Source organism: Sphingomonas sp., from assembly GCF_036677245.1.
Lineage (GTDB): Bacteria > Pseudomonadota > Alphaproteobacteria > Sphingomonadales > Sphingomonadaceae > Allosphingosinicella.
In genome coordinates this window covers 41,690-66,816 of sequence record NZ_JAKFCG010000070.1, presented here as the reverse complement: position 1 = coordinate 66,816, position 25,127 = coordinate 41,690, and the positions used below count along the sequence as shown (strand labels likewise).

Here is a 25,127-nt window from a genome sequence, read left to right as displayed (position 1 = left end):
GCGGAAGCGCTCAGCTACCGGCGGCAGATGCCGCGGAACTGACGGCTCCGATCGGAGCGTGGTCCCGAGCCGCCGCAGCGTGGATGACGGCCCGTTTCGAAATTCAGGGACACAATACTCAATTGATGCTGCAACCTCGTGTACGAATGCCATCTCGGCGCGAATTAAGTTTTGTGACCCCAAATTCCGGTGTCTCCATATTCTCCCAGACCGTTCGCACGGATGCGGTTAGCCTCCCGATTCCGCCTCGCTGGGCACGACCGCCGCGACCGGCGGCATATCGGCCAACGGGAGCCTCTCGCAGCTGACGGCAAGACGAAGCAGGTGCACGCCGCCCAGCAGAACGGCGAGGATCACGAACGGAAGCAGGGCGACGACCGGGATGAGCGCGTCGATCGCTTTGTGCTCGGCGGTGAACGCCGGAGCGAAAGGCGCGAAGCCGAGAGCGGAAGCCGCAAGCCTCTTGATGCCCCAGCCCATCAGCCAGAAAGCCGCGATGATGCCGAGCAAGAGACCCGCGAACTCGCCGATCTTCAGCCATCGCGCGCGCCCGCTTGCCCTCTCGCCAGAGAGCCACAGCTCGCGCAGGGCGATCCACAGGATGAGCAGCGCGTAGAAGACACCGCCAAGACCGGTTCCAGGCATTCCGGGCATGATTCAGTGTCCCTTCTCATAGGTGAGGAGAGGCCTGCCCACGATCAGCTCCGCCCAGACCGCGCGAAGCATGAACACGGCGTTCAGCACGCGCAGCGGGATGAAGCAGGGCAGGCTCGCCAGCACCCGCCCGACTTCTCCCCTTCGGGCCCCCGCCACCAGGGCAGGCACCGCAACCGCGGGCAGATCGACGACGTAGGAGAACAGGAAGAGCGGGTGGACGAGCAGCGCGAGCAGCGGAATCACGAAGACGAACGCGAGCGATGCGATCACGGCGTCCCACATTCCGACCGCGAGGATCGAGCGCGGATAGGGTTGGTGGAGCACTTCGCGCCAGTGCATACGGACGTTCTGGACGAAGCCGTGCGACCAACGTCGCAGCTGTTTCGACAGGAAATGGAAGTTGTTCGGCTCGATCGGATAGCACAATGCGTCCTGCGCGAACCTCACCTTGTGGCCCCGCCCGTACAAGGTCCAGGTGAGGTCCATGTCCTCGGCCATCGTCCGGGCGGACCAGCCGCCGGCAGCGCGGAGCAGCTCGGTTCGATAGGCGGAGAAGCACCCCGAGGAGATCATCGGCTTGCCGAGAAAGTCCTGGATCGGCTTGTAGAAGGTGAAGGCGAACAGATATTCGATGTAGCGCCCCGCTCCCAGATCGAGCTGACGTGGCGGGGCACCACGAAACCACAAGCGGCCGCGACTGCCTCATCATCGAGGAGCGGTTTCATGATCCTCTCGACAGCGTCGGGGGCGAGAGCGGTGTCGGCGTCGATCGCCATGCAGAATTCGGTTCGAACGTGGGGCAGGGCGAACGTCTGGGCGCCTGCCTTCGAGCCGGTGTTTCTCGGCGGCCGGAGCACAATTGCCCCGAGCGAGCGCGCGATCTCTCCGGTCGCATCGGTCGAATAATCGTCGACGACGATGATCTCCGTGACCGCATAGGATTGGCCCTGGAGGCTGATCACGGTCTCGGCGATGCTCGCAGCTTCGTTATAGGCGGGCACGATCGCAGTCACGGCGCCCGGAGGCGTGGCGCGTGGGTCTTCCTGTTCCAGGGTGTCAATCCCCCGACTCTATGGTGATTGAACGCTTCACTGCGCGACTGCGGACTCCGCCGGCTACGCCAATCCTGGTACGCTGACAGTAGAATTGTCCAATTTGGCACAAACTCCCCGCTTGGCGCGAACCGGGGACAAGCGGCAAAGGCGCCATGATGGATTTTCCAAAATCCGAGAAGGTTAGGCCAACGTGAAAATACGGGGACACAATACTTAATTCGTTGCTTCAAGCTCGCGCCTACACGGTCAGCTCGCAGCTAATTAAGTATTGTGTCCCCGTATTCCGATGTCCCCGAATTCCGCCGCTTAGGCTAAGGTAAAAATCGAGCGACGGTGTGGCCATCCCCGTCAGAATGCAGCAATCGCGGTGGACATGCGTACGCGCCCCAGCCACAAAGAAGCATGACGATCAACGTTTCCGCGATCATCGATCGCGCGCCGGTCGGCGCATTCCAGCTCAAGGTCACATTCCTGTGCGCGTTGATCGCGCTGCTCGACGGGCTCGACATCCAGGCGGCCGCGCTCGTCATCCCGCAATTGCGCGAGGAATGGGGATTGCCGCCGACCGCATTCGGCCCGGTGCTCTCGGCCTCGCTGGCCGGGATGGCGCTCGGCAACATGGTCGGCGGCCAGCTGGGGGACCGGTTTGGGCGGCGGCGGGTGCTGCTCTGGTCGTTCGGCCTGGTCGGCGTCGCCTCGATCGCCACCGGCTTTGCGCAAAACGCCGAATCGCTGATCGTCTTGCGTTTGCTCACCGGGTTGGGAATCGGCGGCTGCCTTCCCAATGCGATCGCGCTGACCACCGAATTCATCCCGGCCAAGCGGTCGGGCTTCTTCGTCACCCTGATGTACTCGGCGATCCCGCTCGGCGGCGTGGTGGCGGGTTATATCGCCAGCCCGATCATCGCGGCGTTCGGCTGGCCGGCGCTGTTCTTCGCGGGCGGCGTCGTTCCGCTCCTGCTGTGCGTCGTCATCTATTTCACGCTTCCGGAATCGGTGCGGTTCATGGCCAACGCGGGGTCGCGCGAACGAGAGATCGGCACGATCCTGGAGCGCATCGACCGCAATTACACTTATGCCGAGGGCGATACGTTCGAGATCAACGAGGTCCGGCACCAGGGGTCGCTGCGCGAATTGTTCACCGAAGGGCGCGCGGCGGTCACCGTCCTTTTGTGGCTCGCTTTGATCTTCAGCATGTTCGCGATGTACATGCTGATCAGCTGGCTCCCGGCCGCCTTCACCCAGCTCGGCTGGGAAGCGCACCATGCGCTGCGCAGCGTCTCCTATCTGTGGTTCGGAGGCATCGTCGGCGGATTGGTCGCCGGCTGGCTGATCGACCGCTTCGGTGCCTATCGCGTGCTGGTGCCGGGCTACGTGCTCGGCGGCCTCCTGACCGCCGCGATCGGCCTTTCGGGCGGGCATGGGGCGCAGGTCGTCATCATCGTCGGCTTGACCGGTGCCGGCGTCATCGGCTCGGCGCTGGCGATGACCGCGCGAGCCGCCAATCTCTACCCGACTGCGATCAGATCCACCGGCGTCGGCTGGGCGCTGGGGGTGGGTCGCATCGGTGCGGTGATCAGCCCGGTGGTCGGCGGCTATGCCCTGTCCGCGCAATGGTCCCAGGAAGAATTGTTCGCCGCGGCCGGCATCCCGGCCGTGATCTGCGCCGGTTGGGTCTTCCTGCTCGGCATCGCCCATCGGCGTGCGGAGCGCGCCGCGCGCGGCAAAGCGGACCATCGTCCGTCGCTCGGCACCGCATAAGCGGGACGCCGATGAGGCAGCGCCCCGGTAATCCCGGCACTCCGGCGGCAATTCGGGGACACAATACTTGGCAATTCGGGGACACAATACTTAATTCACGGCATGTCACTTGTGGGAACGAGCTTCACACATTGAATTAGGTATTGTGTCCCCGAATTGCGGATCGCAAGCGTCTCAGGATCCGTCGCGCGCACACCGCGCCATATAATCGTCCCTGCCTCATCAACGGCGCACAAAGGCGTGCTCTTGCCTGAAGCATCGAGTCCGAGGTAACAAGCCATGGGTCCATCCTCCTCCTTGAAGCGGTGCCAACACCGACTTCGTATCAGCAGGAGGATGGGCCTACTCAATTACGCCATGTCCCCGGATTGGGGATCCCCGCATGAGCCACAGGAGTGGCACGCCGACGCGGCAATGGGCTGATTGGCGGTCACGCCCACGCGTCGAGATAGAACTTCTGAAATCGGGAGGCCGCATGTTCCTCTTATGTTCTCGTTCTGCTAGCGCCTGGGCATGGGATTCGCAGCCGAGCAGCTCCGGGACAAGGCACTGGCGGCACTGGAGGAGGCGGCGGAGCAGAGCCGGCGAGGAGCGATCGAGCGAAACAAGGCGCTCGCCTTCGCTCTGGCCTATCTATGGGCGTTCGCGGGCGGCGAGCGCGGCATGTTCGTCTGGTTCTGGCGTTCGGTATCGGACCCCAACGACATCGGCCGCAGCCAGAACGTCAATGCCAGCCTCAACGGCATCTACCGCGCGCTGGGCCTGGCCAGACGGTAGCGGCGACCGGCGGGCCGGTCAGTTAAGCGGGCCGGTCAGCTCAGCGGACCGTCACGCCATCAGGCGGCCACCGTTCTGTCCGATCGTCTGCCCGGTCATGTAATTGCTGTCGATCAGGAACATCGCCCCGAGGGCGATCTCTTCGACGTCGCCGAAGCGGCCGAGCGGGAGCGTGTTCGGGTCCGGGTTCAGCGCGGTCAGCATGTCGGTCATGATCAGCGCGGGCGCGAGCGCGTTGACGGTGATGCCGGTGCGCGCAAGCTGGTGCGCATAGCCGCGGGTGAGGCCCTCGAGCCCCGCCTTGGACGCGGTGTAGGCGACGCCGGTGCGCGCGCCGAGCCGCGCGGCGACCGACGAGAGATTGATGATCCGCCCCCAGCCGAGCGCAATCATCTGCTCCTTCACTGCCTCGGTCATCAGGAACACGGAGGTGAGGTTGACCGCAAGCACGCGGCTCCAATCCTCCTCGGTCGCAGGAACGCTGGCCGGAGCCCCGAGGATGCCGGCGTTGTTGATCAGGATCGCGATCGGGCCGAGCTCGGCGTTGACCGCCGCGACCAGCCGCTCGACATCGGCGCTCGAGGAGACGTCGGCCTGGACGACGATCGCCTTGCGGCCCAGCGCCCTGATCTCGTCGGCGACCGCCTCGGCGCCCTCCGCCTGCGTGGCATAATTGACCGCGACATGCGCGCCGCGCCTGGCGAGCGCCAGCGCGATTTCCCTGCCGATGCCCCGGCTTGCCCCGGTCACGAGCGCCACGCGATCCTCAATGTCCTGCATCGGACAACCTCCCGTTTCTTGTCATTCGGTTCTTGTCATGCGGTGGAAACGCCCCGTGTCAGGGCACCATCATTATCTTGCCGATATGCTGGTTCGCCTCGAGCACGCGGTGCGCCTCGGCCGCATCGGCGAGCGGGATCGTCGTCGCGATCGGCATCGTGAAGCGGCCGTCCCTCAGCCGCGGCGTCAGATAATCCTGTGCTTTCGCGAGCCTTTGCTTGTCGCCGACCAGCGCGAAGATGCTGTAGCCGCGGATCGTCAGATTGCGGCGGATCGCGACATGGCGCGGGAAGGTCATCGGCGCGTTGGCGAGGCCGCCGTAGATGATCAGCACGCCCTCGTCGGTCAGGCATTCGGCGAGCTTCTCGGCATAGGGGCCGCCAACCGGATCGAAGATCAGGGCCACGCCCTTGCCGTCGGTGATGCGCTGCACCTCGGCGACGATGTCCTGCTCGTCGGTCGCGATCACGTGCGCCGCGCCCGCTGCCCGGATTGCCTCGGCCTTGCTGCTTCCGCGCGTGGCACCGATCGGGATCGCGCCAAAGTCCTTGGCCATCTGGATGGCTGCGAGGCCGACGCTGCTCGAGGCGGCGGTGATGATCACGAACTCGCCGGCCTTGAGCGCGCCGCTTTCGACCATGCCGCCATAAGCGGTGAGATAGGCCATCCAGGTCGCTGCGGACTGGACCGGGTCGATCCCCTCGGGGATCTTCAGCAGAGCGTTGGCGGGGATCACCGCCTCGCTCGCATAGACGCCATATTTGCCGACCGGAAAGGCGGGCATGGTGTTGACCGCATCGCCCACCGCCCAGCCTTCGACGTCGGGGCCAAGCTTGGTGATCGTGCCCGATGCCTCGACCCCGACCTTACATGGGAGCGGGGCCTTGACCAGATAATGGCCGCCGCGAAACGCGGCCTCGGAGCGGTTGAGGCCGATCGCGTCGATCTTGAGCAGGACCTCGCCGGGACCCGGCTCGCCGGGGTCGCCCTCCTCGACACGCAAAACCTCGGGGCCGCCATTCTCATGAAAGCGCACGATCTGAGCCAAGAAAGATCCTCCTCCTATTATCCGCCTCACGCGGAAGGGTTGCAGTCAGCTACTGGAACAGGCCCCCGAATTTGGCAAGAACCGGTTCTCTGCGGGGTCAGCCCGCCCGACGCATCTGCCGGGCGATATGTCGATCGCGCCAGGCCAGGGGCCCGGTACCGCCGCCCGAAACCCCGCTCGCTTGCATCGCAGGTCCCGAACCGCCATATCCGCGCCGGGAGTCGGGCGGACGGCGCTCTCGCCAACCCGGTCAGGTCCGGAAGGAAGCAGCCGTAACGAGTTCAAGCGCCGGGTCGTTCCGGCTCCCACCTCCCGCTCGGGCCGGCCATTTTACCAGCCCATTCGCGCCGACCAACCCTGCCGCCGGGACGGGCGGTGCTGGCATCGGCCGGGGTGCTCCTTTAGGATAGGGCGATGGCCTCCGACTCCGCCGATTCCTTTTCGCTCTCGCTCGACGAGCCCGCTCAGCCGCCCTCGTCGCAGGCCGGTTCGGTCCAGCCCTATCGCGTGCTCGCGCGCAAATATCGCCCGCAGCGGTTTGCCGATCTGATCGGCCAGGATGCGATGGTGCGCACGCTCGGCAATGCGATCGCGCGGGAACGGCTGGCGCACGCCTTCCTGCTCACCGGCGTGCGCGGCGTCGGCAAGACCTCGACCGCGCGGCTGATCGCCAAGGCGCTCAACTGCATTGGCCCGGACGGCGCGGGCGGGCCGACGATCCATCCGTGCGGCGTCTGCGAGCCCTGCGTCGCGATCGCCGAAGGGCGCCACATCGACGTCATCGAGATGGACGCCGCGAGTCACACCGGCGTCGACGACGTGCGCGAGATCATCGAGGCGGTGCGCTACGCGGCGGTCTCGGCGCGCTACAAGGTCTACATCGTCGACGAAGTCCACATGCTCTCGAAGAACGCGTTCAATGCGCTGCTCAAGACGCTCGAGGAGCCGCCCGCGCACGTCAAATTCCTGTTCGCGACCACCGAGGTCAACAAGGTCCCGGTGACCGTGCTGTCGCGGTGCCAGCGGTTCGACCTGCGCCGCATCCCGGCCGAGCAGCTGGCGCGCCATTTCGGCCAGGTGGCCGCGGCCGAGCAGGTCGAGGTCGAGCCCGAGGCGCTGGCGCTGATTGCCCGCGCCGCCGAGGGCTCGGCGCGCGACGGGCTTTCGATCCTCGACCAGGCGATCGCGCACGGCGCCGGCGGCGTCACCGCCGATCAGGTGCGGACCATGCTCGGCCTGTCGGACCGCGGCGCGATCCGCGCTCTGCTCGGCCTTCTGCTCGCGGGCGAGGCGGCGGCGGCGCTGGCGGCGGTCCGCGAGCAATATGAGCTTGGCGTCGAGCCGTCGGCGCTGATCCGCGGCCTGCTCGAATGCGTGCACGGCATCACCCGCGCCAAGGTCGGTGGTCCCGCCGACGGCGCGCAATCGGTCGAAGAGCGCGAGGCCTATTCCGATTGGGCGAGCCGGCTCGGCTATGCCGCGCTCCACCGGCTTTGGCAGCTCCTCCTCAAGGGGCTCGCCGAAGTCCATGGCGCCGCGATGCCGCTCGAGGCGGCCGAGATGGCGCTGCTGCGGGTTATCCACGCCTCGGAGCTGCCCGATCCCGGCACCTTGATCGAGCAATTGACGAGCGGCGAGGGCGTCTCCGTGCGGGCGCCGGCGAGCAGCGCTCCGGCCGGGGGCCAGGAGCTGATGCAGGCGCCGCCCGCCAGCTACGCCGCGTTGGTCGAGCGGCTTGGTTCGAACGGCAATGCCCATCTTGCTCAGCAGCTCCACGATTTCGTCGGGCTGGTGCGCTACGAGCCGCCCCACCTCGAGATCCGTCCGGCCAAACCGCTGTCGGGCGACTTCACGCGGACCTTGGGCGCGGCGCTCAAAAGCCTGACCGGTCTTGTCTGGACCGTTGCGGTCTCCGACGCCGAAGCCGCGCCGTCGTTGCTTGACCAGGAGAAAGCCGAGGCCGAGCGGGAGCGCCAGGACGTGCTCGCCTCGCCGATGGTCAAGGCGGCCTTCAACAACTTTCCCGAAGCCGAGCTCATCGGCTATGCCCTCGACGAACAGCGGAGCGCTTGAGAATGCAGAATTTCGACGAAATCATGAAGCTGGCCCAGAATGCCCAGGCCGAGCTCAAGAAGGCCCAGGACAACCTCGACTCGGTCGAGGTCGAGGGCGTCTCCGGCGGCGGCCTGGTCAAGATCCGCGCCACCGCAAAGGGCCATATCCGCGGGGTCGAGATCGACGAAAGCCTGCTCGCGCCGAGCGAGAAGCAGATGGTCGAGGATCTCGTCGCGGCCGCGCTCAACGATGCGCGCGCCAAGGCCGATGCTGTCGCCCAGCAGGAGATGTCGAAGATGACGGCCGGCCTGCCGCTGCCGCCGGGCTTCAAGCTGCCGTTTTAGATCAGCTCCACGCGAAGTCTGCGTCCAACCGCGCGGGCGGCTCGACCAAGAGTTTCCAGGGTCACGTTTTGCTCCTTTGGATTGAGCACCCGATCCAGCTGAGCTCTACTTGTCCCCATCATTTCCGCCATGCTGGATTTGGAGAGATTTTGCTCCCTCATTTCCTCTGCCAGCTGACGAGCGATGATCATCTTCTCAGCAGCAATCGATACCCTTTCATAAAGGTCTCGCTCTTTGAGATAATCATCAAACGCTGGAAACTCAGATGCCCCTGATTTCTGAGTTTTTCCCATAACCTAAATTCCTATTCCAGGTCCCGTCTCCTGATGTTCGCGATGCCCATTTCGGCCTCGCTGCTCTGGCCCCGCTTCGATATGAAGCCGTAGAGAGCGAGATAATCGCGCGTGTTAAGTGATAAAAACACCAGGTTGGCCACATTACCGTAACCTATCGGAACGCGTAACGCCCACAGATCATTGGCCAAGAGTTCGCAGCCCGAAAAAACCGGCCCGAACTTCTGGACCATCGTGATATGAGCAAGAAAATCCTCATTTGAAAGCTCGTCGAGCCAGTCTCTAACAGGCCGGTAAGCATCCGGTATATCGTACAAAAGCATGCGGTGGGCCATGGATTTGATCCCTCCCATTTGTGTGGAATATGTTAGCCATGGTCTGCTCCTCCGGCTGTGATGTTCATAACTTGTACCTTATATGATACATTCCGCGGTGTCAACAGGCGGGAGTGTCCAATTGCTCCAGAGAACCTACATATTGTGCGGCTGGGGGCCCGTCTCTGGCTCGGCTGAAGGCTCCTCGATCACCGGTGCGTGCTCGCTGGGGGACAGCGGCGCCTGCGGCGCAGGTGCCGTCTCCGGCTCGGGTTCTGTCGGCATCGCATCTTCATATTCGGCCCCGGGCAGCGTCTCGATGATGGGGGCGGGTGGCGCCTCGTTCCTGGGTGCCCGGCTCGGCTTTTCCTGAGGCGCGCTGTCGGGCTGCGCCTCGGGCGGCTGGGCGCCTTTGTAGACGCAGGCGTCGAGGCCGTCGCGGGCGACCACGCCGATGCGCGCGGCGATGCTGTTGCCGTAGCGGCGGGTGAAGCCTTGCGGGGCGACCGCGCCGCGCTTCTTCGGGAGCGGCAGCACCGCGGCGATGCGTGCGGCCTCGTTTCGCGACATGGTCGCCGCGTCATGGCCGAAATAACGCTGCGCGCCGGCGTTGACGCCGTAGGTGGCGATGCCGGTCTCGGCGATGTTGAGATAGACCTCCATGATCCGGCGCTTCCCCCAGAACGTCTCGATCAGCAGGGTGAACCAGGCCTCGAGCCCCTTGCGAAAATAGCCGCCGCCTTGCCACAGGAAGGCGTTCTTTGCGGTCTGCTGGCTGATCGTCGATCCACCGCGGATGACCTTGCCGCCGCGCGCGTTGCGGCGCATCGCCTCGGCGATCGCATCCTGGTCGAAGCCGCGGTGGCTGCAAAACTTGCTGTCCTCGGCAGCGATCGCGGCGCGGACCATGTCGCGATCGATCCGCTCGATACTCATCCAGTCGCGATCGATGCTTCGGCCCTGGAGCAGGTCGCCCATCTGGGTGAAGGTGATCGGCGGCGGCACCGAGCGGTAGAGCAGGACCCACAACAGGCTGACGATGATGAACAGCAGCGCGGCCCGCACCGTCCATTTGAGAGTGCGGCGAAGCCAGCCCGTCTTGCGCCGTCTTGCCGTCATTCGTGCCATTGCTGCGAACTAGCCGAGCGGCCGCGGCTTGACCAGTCAGTCAGAGGCTAACGGGGTGGTGCCCCCGCCTGAACTGGGCGCTCAGGACGAACCCGCTCTGCGATTTGAACATGTTCAGCCGCGTGCCGGCCGGGAATCCGATCCGCGCCGCGCGCAGCACAACGTCCGGCGTGCTGCCGGGCCCGGCATGTTCGACCCACAGGAGGGTGGGGCAGGCGCCGCCGACCGGGATCAGTGTCTGCGCATCGGGCAGGATCGAGAGCGTGAAGCCGCCTTGCCGCGCCAATTGCCGGTAGGCATCGGCGAAGACCGGACTTTCGAATGCCGCAAGCCGGCTCTGCCGGGCATTGCCGAGCCGCCACGGGCTCATCGCATAGACTTTGGTCGAGGGGCAGGCGCGAACCGTCGCGGCGATATGATCTCGCCCGGCATGCCAGGCCTTGGCGCGCGCGAAATGGATCGTTGCGCCGAGGACGAACAGCGCGGCGACCAGCACGAACGATCCAAAGAGCAACCGGCTTGCGGCCAGCGCCCGCGCGGCGGCCGCTGCGACGATTGCGCACGCCAGCACCTGCCAGCCGAGCAGATAGCGATCGACGACGACCGGCTTGAGCGAATTGAGCGCGAGCAGGAGCAGCGCAGAGAGGCCGAGCGCGAGCAGAAGCAGGCGGATGAAATCCCGCTCGGACGCGGCGATCGCCGGATCGTCGCCGGCATGCGTTGCGCGGCCGAACACGGCAAGCCAGGCGGCGATCGGGCTGACGATCACGATCATGCCGATCGCGCCGGCGAACGCCGCCAAGGCGTCAGATGTCGAGGTCGCGATCCAATTGAAATCCAGGTTGCGCGCGACGTTGCGATATTGGAGCGCGGCCTGGATCAGGATCGCCAGCCAGGCGAGCGCGGCTGCCGCGGCGATTGAGCCGAACGGGCGCCACTCTCGACGGCGGAGGAGGTGGCCGAGCAGCAGGACAATTGCGACGCTGATCACCGCGCCGCCGAGGAAGTGGAGATTGATCGACACGAAGATGGCGATCATGCCGAGCACGAGCGGAGCGGCCTGCGAAGCCGAGGCTTGCGCCTGGGGTTCCCCCCCCTCGTCGAAGGATTCGGTGAGCGTGAAAAAGAGGAATTGGGCGACGATCCCCACCCAGCAGATCTGCCAGAGATAGGAGCGCAGGTTCGAGAATGAGTCGATGAACGACGGCAGCGAAATCAGCAGGATGGCAAGGACGATGTAGAACGGGTGCGAGGTCCTGCTGCGCTGGTGGAAGAACAGGGTCGCGGCGCACAACGCAAGCATCGCCGGCGCGTTGAGCAGGATCCGGCTCCAGCCGATCGAATCCCCTGCGGCGGCAAGCACCAATCGGTAAAGCAGATTGGGCAGCAGAGGATGGGGATCGTTGAGCCAGCGTTGCGCCAGCTCCGACCACGATGCCGAGGGGTTCGCGTTATGGCGTGACCAGAATTCGTCGAGCCAGATGCCGCGCGACAGGCTCGCCGCCGCCGCGCAGAGCAGCGTCACGGCGACGAAGACGAGGAAGATGCGGCGCAGGCCCAGTTGCGAGCTTGGCAAAGCAGTGGTGGAATCTGCGGACGTCACGTCGAAGCAATGACGTTCCGCAGCCGCATCGACAAGCGGTTCCTCGAACCTCTCTCGCGCCGGCCTGAGCGCGGCGGTTAGGCGAGACTTGGCAGTAGACGCCGCTCGCTGGCGAGGTTCATCAGCGCTTTCTGCAATTTCTCGAACGCGCGCACCTCGATCTGGCGAATACGTTCGCGGCTGACGTCATAGACCTGGCTGAGCTCCTCGAGGGTCTTGGGATCCTCGGACAGGCGCCGCTCGGTGAGGATGTGCTTCTCGCGGTCGTTGAGCGCGTCCATCGCCTGCATCAGCAGCTCGTGGCGGACCCTCGTCTCCTCGGCATCGGCGACTCTCTCGTCCTGCAGCGGGCCGGTGTCGACCAGCCAATCCTGCCACTGGCCTTCGCCTTCCTCGCGCAGCGGCACGTTGAGCGACGTGTCGCCGCCCATCGCCATGCGCCGGTTCATCGAGATGACGTCCTCTTCCGAGACGCCGAGGTCGGTCGCGATCTTGGTCACATCCGCGGGCTTGAGGTCGCCGTCCTCGAATGCTTCGATCTGGTTCTTCATCCGCCGCAGGTTGAAGAACAATTTCTTCTGCGCGGCGGTGGTGCCCATTTTGACGAGGCTCCACGAGCGCAGGATGAATTCCTGGATCGACGCGCGGATCCACCACATCGCGTAGGTCGCGAGCCGGAAGCCGCGATCGGGCTCGAACTTCTTCACGCCCTGCATCAGGCCGATATTGCCCTCGGAGATCAGCTCGCTGACCGGCAGGCCATAGCCGCGGTAGCCCATCGCGATCTTGGCGACGAGGCGCAGGTGGCTATTGACCAATTTGGCGGCGGCTTCAGTGTCCTGATGCTCCTGCCACCTTTTGGCCAGCATATATTCCTCCTCGGGCGCGAGGATCGGAAACTTCTTTATCTCGGCGAGATAGCGATTGAGCCCCGCTTCACCGCCCGTGGCGGGAATCGTCGGGACATTATTACCGCTTGCCATCTTCATTCTCCCTGGGCGCCGGACCGGTGTTCCACCTCTTGCCGACACTTGCTTGCTTTACGGTAAGCGCCCTGAACAGTTCCTGCATATCGGACGGCATGGCGCTTTTGAAGGACAAGTTTTCCTTCGAGACCGGATGCTCGAAGCCCAATTCCGCCGCGTGCAGCGCCTGGCGCTTAAAATCCAGTCGTTTCAATAACTCACGATGAGCCGGACGGGTCCGCCCATAAGCCGGATCGCCCAACAAAGGATGGCCGATCGACGTCATGTGCACGCGCACCTGATGCGTTCGGCCGGTTTCCAGCCGGCATTCGACCAGCGCCGCATCGCGGAGCGGCGTCATCAGCCGGTAATGCGTCACCGCCCGCTTGCCGCGGTCGCTGCCGACCACCGCCATCTTCTGCCGGTCCGCGGACGAACGTGCCAAAGGTGCGTCGACCGTGCCGCTGGCCGGGTTCGGAAGCCCGGCGACGATCGCCTGATAGCGGCGGTCGATGCTGTGCCGCGCGAACTGCGCCGAAAGGCCCTCGTGCGCCACGTCGGTCTTGGCTGCGACGATCAGGCCCGAGGTCAATTTGTCGATCCGATGGACGATCCCCGGCCGCGCCACGCCCCCGATGCCGGACAAATTCCCGGCGCAATGGTGGAGCAGGGCGTTGACCAAGGTGCCGTCCGGATTGCCGTGCGCGGGGTGGACCACCATCCCGGCCGGCTTGTCGATGACGATCAGATGCTCGTCCTCATAAGCGACGACGAGCGCCAGATCCTGCGGTACATTGTGCGCCGGCGCGGGCTCCGGCACGTGGACCTCGAACACCTGCCCGCCTGCCGCCTTGGCGGCGGGATCGCGGATCGCGTCGCCGGCCTGGTTGAGCACGCCGCCGCTGCTGATCAATTGCTTGAGGCGCTCGCGCGAAAGCGCCGGCAGCGCCGCAGCGAGCGCACGATCGAGCCGCCAGCCTGCGCTGGCACCCGCGATCGTTGCTCGAATGATCGACACCCCCCGGTCCATTCGCTAGGCAATGTGGGGATGAAGTGCCGTATTTCAAGGATTTTGCTCGATCGTTTCGCCGCCGAGGCCGCCGCCGACCCGCGCGAAATATGCGGTTTGCTGCTCGGACGAGACGATGTGATCCACGACGCGCTCGCGCTGCCGAACGTCGCGCCCGAGCCGGCGCGCGGCTTCGCGATCTCGCCCGCCGACCAATTCGCCGCGGCGCGCTTCGCCCGCGCGGCGGGTCTGGCCGTGGTGGGCTGCTATCATTCGCATCCGAGCGGCAATTTGTCGCCGTCCGCCGCCGACCTTGCAGAGGCGGCGCAGGACGGCTTCTACTGGCTGATCATCGACGGCGCGCGCCGGCGCCTGTGGATCAGCCGCGCCGGCGGGCAAATTGCGGGACGGTTCGACCCGGTCGAGCTCCAAATCATTGAAGCCCCGGCCTTTCGGGAAAGCTCCCCGTGGAACCTCCAGGCGCACTTGCAACCTGCAGGCGCAAGCGCCAATAGGAGGCGGGGCACATCTCAAGCGCCACGACAGGGGCCGTCACCGCAATGAAATCCCACGACTTCGCGAGCTTGCTCTGTTCCCGTCTGTGTCACGATCTGCTGAGCCCGATCGGTGCGCTCAACAACGGCATCGAGCTGCTTTCGGACGAGCATGATCCGGAAATGCGCGCGCGCTGCCTCGACCTGCTCGGCGAGAGCGCGCGCGCCTCGGCCAACAAGCTCAAATTCTTCCGCCTCGCGTTCGGAGCGGCCGGTGGCTTCGCCGACGAGGTCGACACGCGCGAGGCACGGGTCGCAATCGAGGGGCTGTTCGGCGGCGACGGCCGTATCCAGCTCGGCTGGATGGTGGACGAGCCGACGATGAGCAAATCGGCGTTGAAGGTGCTGCTCAACCTCGTCCTGCTCGCCGGCGACGCGCTGGTGCGCGGCGGCCGGCTCGATGTCGGCGCCGAGCGGCATGACGACGGCCTCGATATCGTCATTCGCGCCGAAGGCGGCCGGATCGTGCTCGACCCGGAGCTCAAGAAGGTGCTGCTCGGCCACACCGACGAAGAGTCGATCGCGCCGCGCGCGGCCGCCGCCTGGCTGATCCATTCGCTGGTGGTGGAGGGCGGCGGCGAGGTCCAGGTCGCCGACAGTGAGGAAGGCGTGCTGCTGTTCGGAGCCTCGCTCCCCGCCTAACTTCGACCCGTTTCGCCCGCTGCTTCCGCGGTCGGCAAGCCCTGCGTCGTAAAGGCTTCTTTACCAGCCTGGCGCCATAAGCGCTGCTCGCCGTCCGCGAGTGGAGCGCATGAAAGACCTGATTGCCGATTTCATCGCCGAGACGCGCGAGATGCTCGAGGCTTTGGGCGGCGAGATCGTGGCATGGGAAGCTGCGCCCGAGGACAAGGGCCGGCTCGACGAGATCTTCCGCTTCGTCCACACCGTCAAAGGCAATTGCGGTTTCTTCAACCTGCCGCGGCTCGAGATCCTCAGCCATGCCGCCGAGGGCGCGCTCGCCCAGGTGCGCTCCGGCGAGCGGGTGCCCGACGACGATCTGGTCAGCGCGGTGCTCGCGATCCTCGATCGTATCGCCGAGCTGGTCCAGGCACTCGAGACCGGCGAGGCGATTTCCAGCGCGGACGACGAGCAGCTCATCGCCGCGCTCACCGAGAGGCGCGGGGGAGCGCGCGAGGGCGGGAAAAGAGTGGCGGCGGCCGAGGGCGATCGCGGCAAGGCCATCCGCTCGATCCGCCTGTCGGTCGACCTTCTCGACCAGATGATGAACGGCATCTCCGATATGGTGCTGGCGAGGAACGAGCTAGCGCGGCGGCTGCGCGAGGCGCCGGGCGAGACTGCGGTCGAGAATGCCTTCGAGCGCGTTTCGGCCTGCATCGCCGAGATGCGCGACGCCATCACCCGCACCCGCATGCAGCGCATGGACAGCCTGTTCGTGCTGCTGCCACGAATGGTCCGCGACATTTCCGCGCAGCTCGGCAAGAAGGTCGCGCTGCAGGTCGAGGGCGGCGACGTCGAGCTCGACCGCGAGATGGTCGACATGATCCGCGATCCGCTGACGCATATCGTCCGCAACGCGATCGACCACGGCATCGAAAGTCCCGAGCAGCGCATCAGCTCGGGCAAGCCCGCGACCGGGACGTTGCGCATCTCCGCGCAGCAGGCCGGCAACCAGATCGTCATCGAGATCGCCGACGACGGCGCCGGCATCGACGGCGACAAATTGCTCCGCAAGGCGATCGCAAGCGGCCTGCTGAGCGCGGAGCAGGGCGAACGTCTTTCCCCTGCGCAGCGCACCGCCTTGATCTTCGAAGCGGGCCTGACGACCGCCGACGCGGTCACCGCGATTTCCGGGCGCGGCGTCGGCATGGACGTGGTGCGCGCCAACATCGAGCATATCGGTGGGCTGGTCGACGCCGAGAGCAGGCCGGGCCAGGGCGTGCGTCTCACTCTGCATGTGCCGCTGACCCTGACGATCATCCCCGCGCTCACGATCAGCGCCGGGGGCAGCAAATTCGCGCTTCCGCGCTCGGCGATCGAGGAGATCATCGGCGCTGCCAACGCCGCGGTCCGCATCGAAACCCTTGCCGGCGCAAGCATCGCCTCGGTTCGTGACCGCCGCATACCCCTGGTCTCGCTCGCGGATGTGCTTGGTGTCGCCAGCGCCTGCTCCGCCGCCGCCCAGACGATCATCGTGCTGCGGCCGACCGGTCGCGGCGACTTCGCTCTGGCAGTCGACGCCGTTCACAATCACGAGGAAGTGGTCGTCAAGCCGGCGGCGCCGGCGGTGATGGCCGCCGGCCTCTATGCCGGCACCACGCTCACCGACGACGGATGTCCGGTGCTGCTGCTCGACGCGGTCGGGATCGCCGCCAGCGCCGGCGTCGACCTGGAGCAGGTGGTCGAGACGGCGCCCGCCGGCACTGGGGAGCCGGAGGAGGAGGCACGGCGAGTCCCGGCGCTGCTGTTCCGAACCCTCGACGGGGCCAAGAAGGCGGTGCGCCTGTCGGTCGTCGAACGGATCGAGGAAGTTTCGGCGGACGCGGCGAGGTTTAGCGCGGGCCGGCTGCGGATCACGCTCGGCGGCAGGATCGTCCCGCTCGCCGGGTGCGGCGAAAGCGCGCCGCAAGGCATGCTCCACATCCTCAGGCTGTCCGACGGCAGCGCCGAATTGGCTTATGGCTTTGCCGATGTGATCGACATCGTCGAATTGGCCGAGGAGGTGCAGCCGGCTGCCGCGCCGGGCGAGATCGGTGGCGTTGCCCTGATCGACGGGGAGCAGGTGGAGCTGCTCGATCCGCATTGGCTGTTCGGCGGCGTGGTCGACGGGCAGGCCGAATCGCCCGCGAGTGGCGTCGGCCTGATCTGCGCACTTTCCGAGGATGGCTGGATGGAAAACATTCTGCGCCCGCTCATCGAGGCGGCCGGCTATCGCACGGTTCGGCTCGGCGAGGCCGGTGCCGAGCAGGCCGATCTCGTCATCATCGGCGCTGAGGCCGCGATCCCTCCTGCCGCGCCGGCCGTCCTCAAGCTGCGGGCTGTCCCCGCGCCAAGTGGACCAGCCGACGACAGCATCTATCGCTACGATCGTGCGCGTCTGCTCGGCGCGCTCGGCGAGCGTGCCGCGGCGATTGGCAAAAGATGACCGAGCTTCTCCTGATCGTCACCTTGGCGGGGCAGCGTATCGCGCTTCGTGCCTCAGACGTCGAAGCGGTCGTCGAGATCGGGGCGTTGGTGCCCGTGCCCCGTGCCGCGGCGCATGTCGCAGGCCTCGCCGCGCTGCGCAGCAAGGTCCTGACCGTGATCGATTGCCATGCCTCGCTCGCGCTCGAGGCACCGCGGCCGCGCCGGCGGCGGCGGCACGCGATCGTGACGACGGTCGACGGCCACAATTATGCATTACTGATCGATCAGGCGGAGGACGTGGTCGAGGTCGCGCTCGATATCCAGCCGGTGCGCGTGCGGCTGAGCCCGGGCTGGCGCCGCGTGACGTGGGGAATGACCGAAATCGATGGCGCGCCGTTGCTGTTGGTGGACATCCAGGCGCTGCTCGCCGCACCCGGAGGCCCGGCGGCAGACGATGCCCGTCCCGATGCGTCAGCGCGCGGCGCGGCGCGCGCGGCCTGAGCGCGGCCCTTAACGCTGTTCTTACCTATTGCGCCCTAGTTTGCGCGCCAAGTCTCAAGCCAGCGCGGCCTAGGGAGCGGGGAAAGAATGAAGAGCTGTCTCGTCGTCGATGATTCGAAGGTGATCCGCAAAGTCGCCCGGCACATATTGGAAACCCTCGATTTTTCGGTCGAAGAAGCGGAAGACGGACGTCAGGCGCTCGATCGCTGCGCCGCGCAGATGCCCGACGTGGTGCTGCTCGACTGGAACATGCCCGTGATGGGCGGAATGGAATTCCTGCGCAATTTGCGGCAGCAGGATTTCGACACCCAGCCCAAGGTCGTGTTCTGCACCACCGAGAACGACGTCGCGCACATCCGCGCCGCGCTCGACGCGGGCGCGGACGAATTCGTGATGAAGCCGTTCGATCGCGAGACCCTGGAGAGCAAGCTGCAGATCGTCGGGGTCGCGTGACCGCGGGAGCGGCGGCGCTTCGGCCGATGGCCGACGGGACGGGCGGCAAGGGGGCATTCGCCGCTCCGTTGAAGCTGATGATCGTCGATGATTCGGCGGTCGCGCGCGCGGTGCTCGCGCGGATGATCTCGCCGCACAAGGATCTGGAAGTCGTCGCGCTCGCCGCCGATGCGCGCGAGGCTTTCGCGGCGCTCGACGAGCACCGGTTCGATATCGTCATCCTCGACCTCGAGATGCCGGGCGACACCGGCATCGACATCCTGCCGCAAATCGTCGCGCAGGGTCGCGGCGCCCAGGTGCTGGTGGTCTCGTCGCTGTGCGACGATGGCGGTGAGACGATGCGCCAGGCGCTGGCGCTCGGCGCGGCCGATACCCTGCCCAAGCCGGGGACAGGCGCGTTCGGGGGCCGCTTTGCCGAAGTTCTGGCCGAGCGTCTGCGCCAGATCGGCCCGGCCGCCACAAGGCGCGAAGGCGGTCCGGCCGCCGCGGACGCTGGTCTCAAGTCCTTGCCGGCGGAGCAGCTCGCCTGCCTGGCGCTCGGCGCGTCGACCGGCGGCCTTCCTGCGCTCAACCAATTCTTCGCATTGCTTCCGCCGCGTATCTGCGCGCCGATACTGATCACCCAGCATCTTCCAGCCGAATTCATGCCCGTCTTTGCCGGGCAGGTCGCGACGGTCTCCGGCCGCCCGGTCAAGGTCGGCGAGACCGGGATGCGGCTCGTCGCCGACGAGATCATCATCGCGCCGGGCGATGCGCACCTTGGCCTTCGCCGCCGCGGCAACGAGGTCATCGTCGAGCTCGACTATTCGTCTGCCAGCTCCGGCTGCATGCCGTCAGTAGACGTCATGCTTGCGGCGCTGTCGGAGGTCTATGGCGCCGCTGCGCTCGGCGTCATCCTCAGCGGAATGGGCCGCGATGGCTTGGTCGGCAGCGCGCGGTTGATCGATCGGGGCGGGGCGGTCCTCGTCCAGGACGAACCGTCCTCGTCGGTGTGGGGAATGCCGGGCGCGGTCGCCGCAGCCGGGCTCGCCTCCGCCATCCTCACGCCGGCCGAAATAGCCGGCCACGTCGCTGCGCGAGCAAGCGCATGGACGTAAGCGACAGCGCCATCCGCATCCTTTCGGATCTGCTCGAGGCGCGCACCGGCCAGCAGCTCGCGATCAGCCGCCAGTGGCGGATCGGAACGGCGCTCAACGCGCTGATGCGGGCGCGGGGCATCGACAGCGTCGACGAGCTCGTCGCTGCTCTCGTTCGCGGCGGCGATCCAACGCTCGCCGACGATGTCGTCGAAGGATTGTTGAACCACGAGACCTATTTCTTCCGCGACCGGCGGCCGTTCGATCTTCTGTTCGGCGGCGCGCTCGACAGGCTCGCCACGGCGCGCGGCGCCGACAGGCGGCTTTCGATCTGGTGCGCCGGCTGCTCGACCGGCCAGGAGCCTTATTCGCTGGCGATGGCGTTCGCTGAGGATCCTGCGCGATGGGCCGGGTGGCGGGTCGACATACTCGGCACCGATGTGTCGCGCTCCGCGGTCGAGCGGGCGCGGCAGGGGCTCTATTCGCAATTCGAGGTGCAGCGTGGCTTGTCGGCGATCCAGACATTGCGCTGGTTCGAGCAGGAGGACAGCGGCTGGCGCCTGTCGCCGCAGCTCCGCGGCGCGGTGCGCTTCGACGTGCACAACCTCGCCGAGGCTGCCCCTTCGGGTCGCTTCGACCTGATTCTGTGCCGCAACGTGCTGCTCTATTTCGGGGCCGAGACGCGGCGCGCAGTGTTCGACAGGCTGGCTGGCGCCGAGGAGGAGGGCGCGTTGCTGATGCTTGGCGCCGCGGAGACGGTAATCGGACAGACGAGCCGGTTCGCGCCCGACCCGGCGTTCCGCGGCCTCTACGTGCGTGTCGAGCAGCCCGAGGCGGTGCCGTCATTGGCGTTCGCCAAACGCGCCCGCGGGTAGCGTGCAGAGCGCCGAAAAGACGTTGACCTTCCCGCCAAATTATCGCGCATGTACGCGATGCTAGACTCGATCGACTGCCCATCGCCCAATTTCGACGAGCGCGAGGCGCCGATCTCGCTGCTCGTCCTGCACTATACCGGCATGGCCGACGCGCCGTCTGCAATTGCACGGCTGACCGACGCCGAAGCCCGGGTTTCCGCCCATTATCTCGTCGCCGAAGACGGCAAGGTGCTGAACATGGTGCCCGAGGAAAAGCGCGCCTGGCATGCCGGACGATCCTATTGGCGGGGTGTCACCGACATCAATTCGGCAAGCATCGGCATCGAGATCGTCAATCCGGGTCACGAGTTCGGCTACCGACCCTTTCCCGACGAACAGATGGAGGCGCTGCTTCCGCTCGTCGCCGGGATCGTCGAACGGCACGGCATCTATCCCTCCAATGTCGTCGGTCACTCGGACATCGCACCGGCGCGCAAGCAGGATCCGGGCGAGCTGTTCGACTGGGGGCGGCTTGCCAAATCGCGGCTGGCGTTGGCGCGGCCGGTGAAGAATCTCGCCGATCCGCTCTGGACCGACGGTGGCTTCCTGCTGGCGCTGGAGCGGTTCGGCTACGATATCCGCGAGCCCCGCGCGGCGGTCATCGCGTTTCAGCGGCGCTTTCGGCCTGAGCTGCTCGACGGCGTGATCGATGGCGAATGCCGCGCGATATTGCTCAGCCTGCTCTTGGATCGGGAACGCGGACTGGCTAGATAGGGCGCGCCAGAGGGTTGGGCGGCCGCTGCCTTGCGTGCAAGGGAGAGGAAAGTCCGGGCTCCATGGAACCACGGTGCCGGGTAACGCCCGGCGGGGGCGACCCCAGGGAAAGTGCAACAGAAAGCAGGTCGCGCCGGGCTTCGGCCCTAAGTCTTCGGAGGCGTGACAGTGAAAGGGTGCGGTAAGAGCGCACCGGGTCTCCGGCAACGGCAGGCCGCGAGGTAAACCCCACCGGGAGCAAGACCGAATAGGGGCGGCACATGGGCCTGGTTCCGGCTCGTCGCCCGGGTTGGTTGCTTGAGGGGCGGAGTGATCCGTCTCCTAGAGGAATGGTCGCACAGGCGGAGCAATCCGCCGGACAGAACCCGGCTTATAGGCCCTCTGGCGTTTTTGCGGTGAAGGCCGCACCGGCCCGCTCCCCCACCCGGCCTCCCAACACGGTATCATGGATTGGGAGGTCGGGTGGGGGAGCGGGCCGGTGCGGGTCCCGCGTTAGCGGGACACAAACGAAGAGCGCGGCACACACGTCGCGCGCATTTTCTCTCCATCTGGGTAGCGCTCAGGCGCACCCACGTTTAGACTGGTTGAATCTATGGCTCGTCCGACGCGATCAAATGACTGGGGTTTTCCGCGCTGGCGAGGCTATGGCTCGAAGAGCGAAGCCGTCGAGGTTCGCAGCTGCGACCGGCACGGCTGCGACAAGCCAGGCAAGCATCCGGCCCCGAAGGCGCCGAACCATCCCGACCGCTGGTATTTCTGCGAAGCCCACGCCGCCGATTACAACCGCCGCTGGAATTATTTTCACGGCCTCAACGCGGAGGAAGCCGCCGCGCGCGAAGCCGACGAGACGAGCAGCGCCAACGGCTATCGCAGCGCGCAGCATTACGGCTGGGGCGGCCCCGGCGACGGGACGCGCAGCCGCGACGAAATGAAGGCGCTCGAGCTGCTCGAGGTCGACGTCGATGCCAGCTTCGACGAGATAAAATCGGCCTATCGCCGGCTTGCCAAAGCCAACCACCCCGATACCGCCAGGGACGACGCCGACGCCGCATTGCGCTTCCAGGCGGTGCAGGCGGCCTATGACGTCCTGCGCAATTCCGAGGAACGCCGCAACGGCCAGCGCTAGAGCATCGTGCGCAAAAGTGGGAACCGGTTTTGCGCAGGAAACGATGCGGTAACAAACGATAAGAGCGGGATGCGCGATCCAGATATCGCGCATTCCGCTCTAGCGCTGCGCTCTCAACCTTCCTGCTGGCTGAGGCGTTCGGCGGTCTTGCGGATCAGCGCGATCATGTTGGGAATGCCCTGCGTGCGGTTCGAGCTCAGCTGATTCTTGAGATCAAACGGAGCGAGCGCTGCCTCGATGTCGGTCGCGACGATCTCGACCGGGCTGCGATCCTGGACCGCCGTCAGCAGCAAAGCGATGATCCCCTTGGTGATCGCGGCGTTGCTGTCGGCGAGGAAATGAAGCGTGCCGTCGGCGGAGACGGTTGGATAGACCCACACCGCTGCCGAGCAGCCGCGCACCAAGGTCGCGTCCGTCTTGAGCGCGTCGGGCATTGGCTCGAGCGCGCGGCCGAGATCGATCAGCAGCCGGTAACGGTCGTCGGCCTCGAGCAGTTCATAGTCGCTGTAAATGGCTTCGAGCGCAGTCATGGCGGCGGCGGTTAGCACGTGGTCCCAGGGGCGTCATCCCAGATCGATACCGGCAGCGATCGCTTCAAGCTTTCGTACCCGCTCTTTCAGATCTGCGAGTTCGATACGCCCCGTCGACGCGGTGGGGGAGGGCGGCATCTCACTCCGCTGGGTCTCGCTCCGCACCGCCGCAATCTCGAGGCGTTTGAGCTCCAGCCAGCCGTGCCAGGCGCGCAGGCTCGTAGCGCTCACGATAGCGAGGCCCATCAGCACCGCCGCGGTGAGTGCTAGCATCGCTTCGGGGTCAGTCAAATGCCTTCTCCTCCGCCGTTCAGGCGTCCTGCGACGCGGCGCGGCCTATTGCTTCCTTAGACGTTCGATCTCCTGATCGAGCAGGCTGCCGCGATCGGTGGCGATCCGCTCGAGCACCGCGACCCGCTCCTTGAGCGCCTTCATCTCCTCTTTGAGGCGCATGTTCTCGGCCACGGCAGACGCGTCGTTCGCGTGCGCAGTCGGTTGCCTGCGCCGAGGACGGAACATCCAGGCGATGGCGACGATCGCCGCGACCAGCACCAGCATCTCGAACAGCTTCATGGTCGGCTTCCCCTATCGCAAGCGGTCACTGGGAGACGTTCGGCTCGTCAACGGAGCTGCTCGATTTCGCGTGCAAGCCGGCTGTTGGAGCTGGTGTAATAAGCCTCGATGTCGGCGAGCCGGCGGTTCATGTCGCGGAAGCGCGAGCGCACGTCGCGCACCGTCCGCCGCGGAGATGTCCGCACTCCCCGCCAGAATTTGGCCTGCTCGGGCGTCTCATCGGCGAGCTCGGCCGGCTTGTCGGACGCCATCCAGGCGGTGATCCAATAAGCGATCAAGGTCCACGGAAAGCCGCCCATCAAGGTCAGCACGACGACTCCGATCCGGACGAGCGTCACGTCGATCCCGGTATAGTCGGCCAGGCCGGCGCAGACGCCGAGCCATTTGCGGTTCTGGCGGTCGAGATAGAATTTGGTGTGACGGGGAGCGCTCATTTGCCGATCCTTTCCGGTCGAGCGATGATGTCTTCGATGCCAATGCTGGCGGGGTCGCAAGCGACCGAACGCCAATTGGGGTTTTCCGCGGTCATGATCCGCTCGATCGTGCACAAGCGCTCATCGAGCCGGCGGGCGAGCTCGTGCAGCTCGTCGAGCAGATTCTCGTCCTCGGCCGTGAGCGTCGCCTGGCTTTTCCAGCGGGTGATGTGGTGCAGGATCACCCACGGCAGGCCGACGAACAGCATGCCGACGATGATGATCGGGAGGAGGAAATCATCCATAGTATCAATCCTTCCGGGCGGCTGTGGCGGTGCCGGCGCGCTTGGCCTTCAGGGCCTCGAGCTCGGCATCGACCTTGTCCGCATTCTTGAGCTCGGCAATTTCCTCTTCGAGCGTCTTTGGAGCCGCGCCGAGCGCGAGCGCATCCGCCTGGCCTTCGACCAGATCGGCATGGCGATCGAGCAGGTCGAAGCGCGAGAAGGCCTCGTCGACCTTCGTGCCCGCATAGATTTCGCGCATCCGCACTCGGTTCTGCGCGCCCTCGAGCCGGCTTTGCACTGCATTCTGGCGCGAGCGCGCCTCGCGCAGCTTGGCCTGGAGCTTGGCGATATCGGCTTCGGACGCCCGCAGGCCATCGTCGAGCACCGCGATCTCAGCGTGGAGGCTGTCGGCCATGTCGACGGCTTTCTGCCGTTCGGCCAAAGCCGCCTTGGCGAGATCCTCGCGGTCCTTCGAGAGGGCGAGCTCGGCCTTTTCCATCCAGCTCTGCTGGAGGCCCTCGAGCTTGGCGATGTGGCGCCGCATCTCCTTTTGATCGGCGATCGTGCGTGCGGCGGACGCGCGCACCTCGACCAAAGTCTCTTCCATTTCCATGATGATCATGCGGATCATCTTGGCGGGATCCTCTGCCTTATCGAGCAGGTCGGTCACATTCGCGGCAATGATATCGCGCGTGCGCGAAAAGATACTCATCTTCTACTCCTTCACCTCATCTGCTGCGCGACGATCCGGCTCTTTTCTCGGCGAGAGGGGAGAGGATGTTGCGCCTCTCCCCATCGCCGGTTCAGGCGACCGTGCGATCCGCCGCCGTCTGCGCCGCATGCGAAGGGCTCAATGCCGCCCGCGTCGGCTCGACGGAGGCCGCCACCGCGGCGGTCGTCAGGATAAAAGCGCCAAACAGCGCACCAATATGCTTCAATTTTTCCCCAGTGAACATCTTCGGTCTCCCCGATGTTTGCTCCGCCGCATCGGCGGTCATGCCCCAATCTCTACAAGAGCCGTGCCAAGTGCGGAGACTGGCAGAAAACAGCCATTTCTGCCTTCGGGAGCCGCGATCACCGAGTTTTCGTCTTGCCAAGAAACGGCAGATTATCCCA

Annotated in this window: 30 protein-coding genes, 2 other RNA genes and 1 pseudogene; 15 read left to right on the top strand and 18 right to left on the bottom strand. The window is 65.8% G+C overall.

Annotation, left to right across the window (positions count from 1 at the left end; genetic code table 11):
* Positions 1-228: 228 nt before the first annotated feature.
* From V6M48_RS08605 to V6M48_RS12880, 3 genes are read right to left on the bottom strand one after another with little or no spacing between them, the layout of a single operon-like run.
* Positions 229-654 carry a hypothetical protein gene (locus V6M48_RS08605; RefSeq protein WP_332812126.1) on the bottom strand — a complete coding sequence of 142 codons (426 nt, stop codon included), beginning with the start codon at positions 652-654 and terminating at the stop codon, positions 229-231.
* A gap of 3 nt (positions 655-657) precedes the next feature.
* Positions 658-1,344 carry a glycosyltransferase family 2 protein gene (locus V6M48_RS08600; RefSeq protein WP_332812125.1) on the bottom strand — a complete coding sequence of 229 codons (687 nt, stop codon included), beginning with the start codon at positions 1,342-1,344 and terminating at the stop codon, positions 658-660.
* Complete coding sequence (locus V6M48_RS12880) at positions 1,227-1,619, bottom strand: glycosyltransferase family 2 protein (RefSeq protein WP_443019066.1); 393 nt, start codon at positions 1,617-1,619, stop codon at positions 1,227-1,229. Before V6M48_RS12880 ends, V6M48_RS08600 begins: the two co-directional genes overlap by 118 nt.
* 495 nt (positions 1,620-2,114) lie before the next feature.
* Between V6M48_RS12880 and V6M48_RS08595 the strand changes: the two genes are divergently transcribed.
* Both V6M48_RS08595 and V6M48_RS08590 read left to right on the top strand, forming a co-directional pair.
* Positions 2,115-3,473, top strand: a complete 1,359-nt coding sequence (locus tag V6M48_RS08595) for an MFS transporter (protein WP_332812124.1) — start codon at positions 2,115-2,117, stop codon at positions 3,471-3,473.
* Positions 3,474-3,986: 513 nt separating this feature from the next.
* Positions 3,987-4,250: a hypothetical protein gene (locus V6M48_RS08590; RefSeq protein ID WP_332812123.1), complete on the top strand. Its 264-nt coding sequence runs from the start codon at positions 3,987-3,989 to the stop codon at positions 4,248-4,250.
* Between the two features lie 51 nt (positions 4,251-4,301).
* Here V6M48_RS08590 and V6M48_RS08585 read toward each other — a convergent pair whose 3' ends face one another.
* A complete protein-coding gene (locus V6M48_RS08585; protein WP_332812122.1) occupies positions 4,302-5,030 on the bottom strand; it encodes an SDR family NAD(P)-dependent oxidoreductase in 729 nt (242 codons plus the stop codon).
* Positions 5,031-5,088: 58 nt separating this feature from the next.
* On the bottom strand, positions 5,089-6,078 hold the full coding sequence (locus V6M48_RS08580) for a zinc-dependent alcohol dehydrogenase family protein (RefSeq protein ID WP_332812121.1): 990 nt from the start codon (positions 6,076-6,078) through the stop codon (positions 5,089-5,091).
* A 215-nt stretch (positions 6,079-6,293) separates the two neighbouring features.
* Here V6M48_RS08580 and ffs point away from each other — a divergent pair.
* From ffs to V6M48_RS08565, 3 genes are all read left to right on the top strand, one after another.
* Positions 6,294-6,389, top strand: an RNA gene (ffs, locus tag V6M48_RS08575) — signal recognition particle sRNA small type.
* 103 nt (positions 6,390-6,492) lie between these two features.
* Positions 6,493-8,151: a DNA polymerase III subunit gamma/tau gene (locus V6M48_RS08570; protein WP_332812120.1), complete on the top strand. Its 1,659-nt coding sequence runs from the start codon at positions 6,493-6,495 to the stop codon at positions 8,149-8,151.
* A 2-nt stretch (positions 8,152-8,153) separates the two neighbouring features.
* Positions 8,154-8,477, top strand: a complete 324-nt coding sequence (locus V6M48_RS08565; RefSeq protein ID WP_332812119.1) for a YbaB/EbfC family nucleoid-associated protein — start codon at positions 8,154-8,156, stop codon at positions 8,475-8,477.
* Here the strand turns inward: V6M48_RS08565 and V6M48_RS08560 are convergent.
* The 6 genes and pseudogenes from V6M48_RS08560 to V6M48_RS08535 all read right to left on the bottom strand — a co-directional run bounded on the left by V6M48_RS08560 (position 8,474) and on the right by V6M48_RS08535 (position 13,810).
* Positions 8,474-8,770, bottom strand: a complete 297-nt coding sequence (locus V6M48_RS08560; protein ID WP_332812118.1) for a helix-turn-helix domain-containing protein — start codon at positions 8,768-8,770, stop codon at positions 8,474-8,476. The two genes, V6M48_RS08565 and V6M48_RS08560, sit on opposite strands and share 4 nt — an antisense overlap.
* A gap of 11 nt (positions 8,771-8,781) precedes the next feature.
* Positions 8,782-9,105, bottom strand: coding sequence for a hypothetical protein (locus V6M48_RS08555; RefSeq protein ID WP_332812117.1), 324 nt, complete (start codon positions 9,103-9,105; stop codon positions 8,782-8,784).
* A 396-nt stretch (positions 9,106-9,501) separates the two neighbouring features.
* Positions 9,502-10,212: pseudogene (gene mtgA, locus V6M48_RS08550) on the bottom strand (monofunctional biosynthetic peptidoglycan transglycosylase); the annotation flags it as partial.
* Positions 10,213-10,252: 40 nt separating this feature from the next.
* Positions 10,253-11,815 carry a hypothetical protein gene (locus V6M48_RS08545; RefSeq protein WP_332812116.1) on the bottom strand — a complete coding sequence of 521 codons (1,563 nt, stop codon included), beginning with the start codon at positions 11,813-11,815 and terminating at the stop codon, positions 10,253-10,255.
* A gap of 77 nt (positions 11,816-11,892) precedes the next feature.
* Positions 11,893-12,798, bottom strand: coding sequence for an RNA polymerase sigma factor RpoH (gene rpoH / locus V6M48_RS08540; protein WP_332812115.1), 906 nt, complete (start codon positions 12,796-12,798; stop codon positions 11,893-11,895).
* On the bottom strand, positions 12,785-13,810 hold the full coding sequence (locus V6M48_RS08535) for an RluA family pseudouridine synthase (RefSeq protein ID WP_332812114.1): 1,026 nt from the start codon (positions 13,808-13,810) through the stop codon (positions 12,785-12,787). Before V6M48_RS08535 ends, rpoH begins: the two co-directional genes overlap by 14 nt.
* A gap of 42 nt (positions 13,811-13,852) precedes the next feature.
* On the opposite strand from V6M48_RS08535, the gene V6M48_RS08530 reads away from it, so the two are divergent.
* The 10 genes from V6M48_RS08530 (at position 13,853) to V6M48_RS08485 (ending at position 22,211) form a co-directional block, all read left to right on the top strand.
* The gene (locus V6M48_RS08530) at positions 13,853-14,353 is read left to right on the top strand and encodes a M67 family metallopeptidase (RefSeq protein ID WP_332812113.1); all 501 of its coding nucleotides are present in this window, start codon (positions 13,853-13,855) and stop codon (positions 14,351-14,353) included.
* Positions 14,350-14,985, top strand: a complete 636-nt coding sequence (locus V6M48_RS08525) for a histidine phosphotransferase family protein (protein WP_332812112.1) — start codon at positions 14,350-14,352, stop codon at positions 14,983-14,985. Before V6M48_RS08530 ends, V6M48_RS08525 begins: the two co-directional genes overlap by 4 nt.
* 109 nt (positions 14,986-15,094) lie before the next feature.
* Complete coding sequence (locus V6M48_RS08520; RefSeq protein WP_332812111.1) at positions 15,095-17,446, top strand: chemotaxis protein CheA; 2,352 nt, start codon at positions 15,095-15,097, stop codon at positions 17,444-17,446.
* Positions 17,443-17,928, top strand: a complete 486-nt coding sequence (locus tag V6M48_RS08515; RefSeq protein ID WP_332812110.1) for a chemotaxis protein CheW — start codon at positions 17,443-17,445, stop codon at positions 17,926-17,928. The genes V6M48_RS08520 and V6M48_RS08515 overlap by 4 nt, the downstream gene beginning before the upstream one ends.
* A gap of 87 nt (positions 17,929-18,015) precedes the next feature.
* Complete coding sequence (locus V6M48_RS08510) at positions 18,016-18,381, top strand: response regulator (RefSeq protein WP_332812109.1); 366 nt, start codon at positions 18,016-18,018, stop codon at positions 18,379-18,381.
* Between the two features lie 26 nt (positions 18,382-18,407).
* Positions 18,408-19,478 carry a chemotaxis protein CheB gene (locus tag V6M48_RS08505; RefSeq protein ID WP_332812108.1) on the top strand — a complete coding sequence of 357 codons (1,071 nt, stop codon included), beginning with the start codon at positions 18,408-18,410 and terminating at the stop codon, positions 19,476-19,478.
* Positions 19,469-20,332 (top strand): CheR family methyltransferase, encoded by an 864-nt coding sequence (locus V6M48_RS08500; protein ID WP_332812107.1) that lies wholly within the window; start codon positions 19,469-19,471, stop codon positions 20,330-20,332. The genes V6M48_RS08505 and V6M48_RS08500 overlap by 10 nt, the downstream gene beginning before the upstream one ends.
* 48 nt (positions 20,333-20,380) lie before the next feature.
* The gene (locus V6M48_RS08495; protein ID WP_443019064.1) at positions 20,381-21,085 is read left to right on the top strand and encodes an N-acetylmuramoyl-L-alanine amidase; all 705 of its coding nucleotides are present in this window, start codon (positions 20,381-20,383) and stop codon (positions 21,083-21,085) included.
* Positions 21,086-21,091: 6 nt separating this feature from the next.
* Positions 21,092-21,474: RNase P RNA component class A (rnpB, locus tag V6M48_RS08490), an RNA gene on the top strand.
* Positions 21,475-21,677: 203 nt separating this feature from the next.
* Positions 21,678-22,211 carry a J domain-containing protein gene (locus V6M48_RS08485; protein ID WP_332812106.1) on the top strand — a complete coding sequence of 178 codons (534 nt, stop codon included), beginning with the start codon at positions 21,678-21,680 and terminating at the stop codon, positions 22,209-22,211.
* A gap of 113 nt (positions 22,212-22,324) precedes the next feature.
* On the opposite strand, the gene V6M48_RS08480 is transcribed toward V6M48_RS08485, so the two are convergent.
* From V6M48_RS08480 to V6M48_RS08450, 7 genes are all read right to left on the bottom strand, one after another.
* Positions 22,325-22,741: a SufE family protein gene (locus V6M48_RS08480; protein ID WP_332812105.1), complete on the bottom strand. Its 417-nt coding sequence runs from the start codon at positions 22,739-22,741 to the stop codon at positions 22,325-22,327.
* 33 nt (positions 22,742-22,774) lie between these two features.
* Positions 22,775-23,032: a hypothetical protein gene (locus V6M48_RS08475; protein WP_443019063.1), complete on the bottom strand. Its 258-nt coding sequence runs from the start codon at positions 23,030-23,032 to the stop codon at positions 22,775-22,777.
* A 45-nt stretch (positions 23,033-23,077) separates the two neighbouring features.
* The gene (locus V6M48_RS08470; RefSeq protein ID WP_443019065.1) at positions 23,078-23,260 is read right to left on the bottom strand and encodes a hypothetical protein; all 183 of its coding nucleotides are present in this window, start codon (positions 23,258-23,260) and stop codon (positions 23,078-23,080) included.
* A gap of 101 nt (positions 23,261-23,361) precedes the next feature.
* Positions 23,362-23,748 (bottom strand): envelope stress response membrane protein PspC, encoded by a 387-nt coding sequence (gene pspC / locus V6M48_RS08465; protein ID WP_332812103.1) that lies wholly within the window; start codon positions 23,746-23,748, stop codon positions 23,362-23,364.
* Positions 23,745-24,032, bottom strand: coding sequence for an envelope stress response membrane protein PspB (gene pspB / locus V6M48_RS08460; RefSeq protein WP_332812102.1), 288 nt, complete (start codon positions 24,030-24,032; stop codon positions 23,745-23,747). Before pspB ends, pspC begins: the two co-directional genes overlap by 4 nt.
* Before the next feature lie 4 nt (positions 24,033-24,036).
* Positions 24,037-24,723 carry a phage shock protein PspA gene (pspA, locus tag V6M48_RS08455; protein ID WP_332812101.1) on the bottom strand — a complete coding sequence of 229 codons (687 nt, stop codon included), beginning with the start codon at positions 24,721-24,723 and terminating at the stop codon, positions 24,037-24,039.
* A gap of 91 nt (positions 24,724-24,814) precedes the next feature.
* The gene (locus tag V6M48_RS08450) at positions 24,815-25,009 is read right to left on the bottom strand and encodes a hypothetical protein (protein WP_332812100.1); all 195 of its coding nucleotides are present in this window, start codon (positions 25,007-25,009) and stop codon (positions 24,815-24,817) included.
* Between the last annotated feature and the right edge of the window lie 118 nt (positions 25,010-25,127).

What these genes read in the sequence shown, in the direction of transcription:
- V6M48_RS08565 (WP_332812119.1), top strand. Translation starts at nt 8,154, where the DNA reads ATGCAGAATTTCGACGAAATCATGAAGCTGGCCCAGAATGCCCAGGCC.
- V6M48_RS08505 (WP_332812108.1), top strand. Translation starts at nt 18,408, where the DNA reads ATGGCCGACGGGACGGGCGGCAAGGGGGCATTCGCCGCTCCGTTGAAG.
- V6M48_RS08470 (WP_443019065.1), bottom strand. Translation starts at nt 23,260, where the DNA reads ATGTTCCGTCCTCGGCGCAGGCAACCGACTGCGCACGCGAACGACGCG.
- V6M48_RS08485 (WP_332812106.1), top strand. Translation starts at nt 21,678, where the DNA reads ATGGCTCGTCCGACGCGATCAAATGACTGGGGTTTTCCGCGCTGGCGA.
- V6M48_RS08510 (WP_332812109.1), top strand. Translation starts at nt 18,016, where the DNA reads ATGAAGAGCTGTCTCGTCGTCGATGATTCGAAGGTGATCCGCAAAGTC.
- V6M48_RS08520 (WP_332812111.1), top strand. Translation starts at nt 15,095, where the DNA reads ATGAAAGACCTGATTGCCGATTTCATCGCCGAGACGCGCGAGATGCTC.
- V6M48_RS08585 (WP_332812122.1), bottom strand. Translation starts at nt 5,030, where the DNA reads ATGCAGGACATTGAGGATCGCGTGGCGCTCGTGACCGGGGCAAGCCGG.
- V6M48_RS08570 (WP_332812120.1), top strand. Translation starts at nt 6,493, where the DNA reads ATGGCCTCCGACTCCGCCGATTCCTTTTCGCTCTCGCTCGACGAGCCC.
- rpoH (WP_332812115.1), bottom strand. Translation starts at nt 12,798, where the DNA reads ATGGCAAGCGGTAATAATGTCCCGACGATTCCCGCCACGGGCGGTGAA.
- V6M48_RS08480 (WP_332812105.1), bottom strand. Translation starts at nt 22,741, where the DNA reads ATGACTGCGCTCGAAGCCATTTACAGCGACTATGAACTGCTCGAGGCC.
- pspB (WP_332812102.1), bottom strand. Translation starts at nt 24,032, where the DNA reads ATGGATGATTTCCTCCTCCCGATCATCATCGTCGGCATGCTGTTCGTC.
- V6M48_RS08515 (WP_332812110.1), top strand. Translation starts at nt 17,443, where the DNA reads ATGACCGAGCTTCTCCTGATCGTCACCTTGGCGGGGCAGCGTATCGCG.
- V6M48_RS08500 (WP_332812107.1), top strand. Translation starts at nt 19,469, where the DNA reads ATGGACGTAAGCGACAGCGCCATCCGCATCCTTTCGGATCTGCTCGAG.
- V6M48_RS08495 (WP_443019064.1), top strand. Translation starts at nt 20,381, where the DNA reads ATGTACGCGATGCTAGACTCGATCGACTGCCCATCGCCCAATTTCGAC.
- V6M48_RS08535 (WP_332812114.1), bottom strand. Translation starts at nt 13,810, where the DNA reads ATGGACCGGGGGGTGTCGATCATTCGAGCAACGATCGCGGGTGCCAGC.
- V6M48_RS08590 (WP_332812123.1), top strand. Translation starts at nt 3,987, where the DNA reads ATGGGATTCGCAGCCGAGCAGCTCCGGGACAAGGCACTGGCGGCACTG.
- V6M48_RS08525 (WP_332812112.1), top strand. Translation starts at nt 14,350, where the DNA reads ATGAAATCCCACGACTTCGCGAGCTTGCTCTGTTCCCGTCTGTGTCAC.
- V6M48_RS08450 (WP_332812100.1), bottom strand. Translation starts at nt 25,009, where the DNA reads ATGACCGCCGATGCGGCGGAGCAAACATCGGGGAGACCGAAGATGTTC.
- V6M48_RS08560 (WP_332812118.1), bottom strand. Translation starts at nt 8,770, where the DNA reads ATGGGAAAAACTCAGAAATCAGGGGCATCTGAGTTTCCAGCGTTTGAT.
- V6M48_RS08555 (WP_332812117.1), bottom strand. Translation starts at nt 9,105, where the DNA reads ATGGCCCACCGCATGCTTTTGTACGATATACCGGATGCTTACCGGCCT.
- pspA (WP_332812101.1), bottom strand. Translation starts at nt 24,723, where the DNA reads ATGAGTATCTTTTCGCGCACGCGCGATATCATTGCCGCGAATGTGACC.
- V6M48_RS08605 (WP_332812126.1), bottom strand. Translation starts at nt 654, where the DNA reads ATGCCCGGAATGCCTGGAACCGGTCTTGGCGGTGTCTTCTACGCGCTG.
- V6M48_RS08595 (WP_332812124.1), top strand. Translation starts at nt 2,115, where the DNA reads ATGACGATCAACGTTTCCGCGATCATCGATCGCGCGCCGGTCGGCGCA.
- pspC (WP_332812103.1), bottom strand. Translation starts at nt 23,748, where the DNA reads ATGAGCGCTCCCCGTCACACCAAATTCTATCTCGACCGCCAGAACCGC.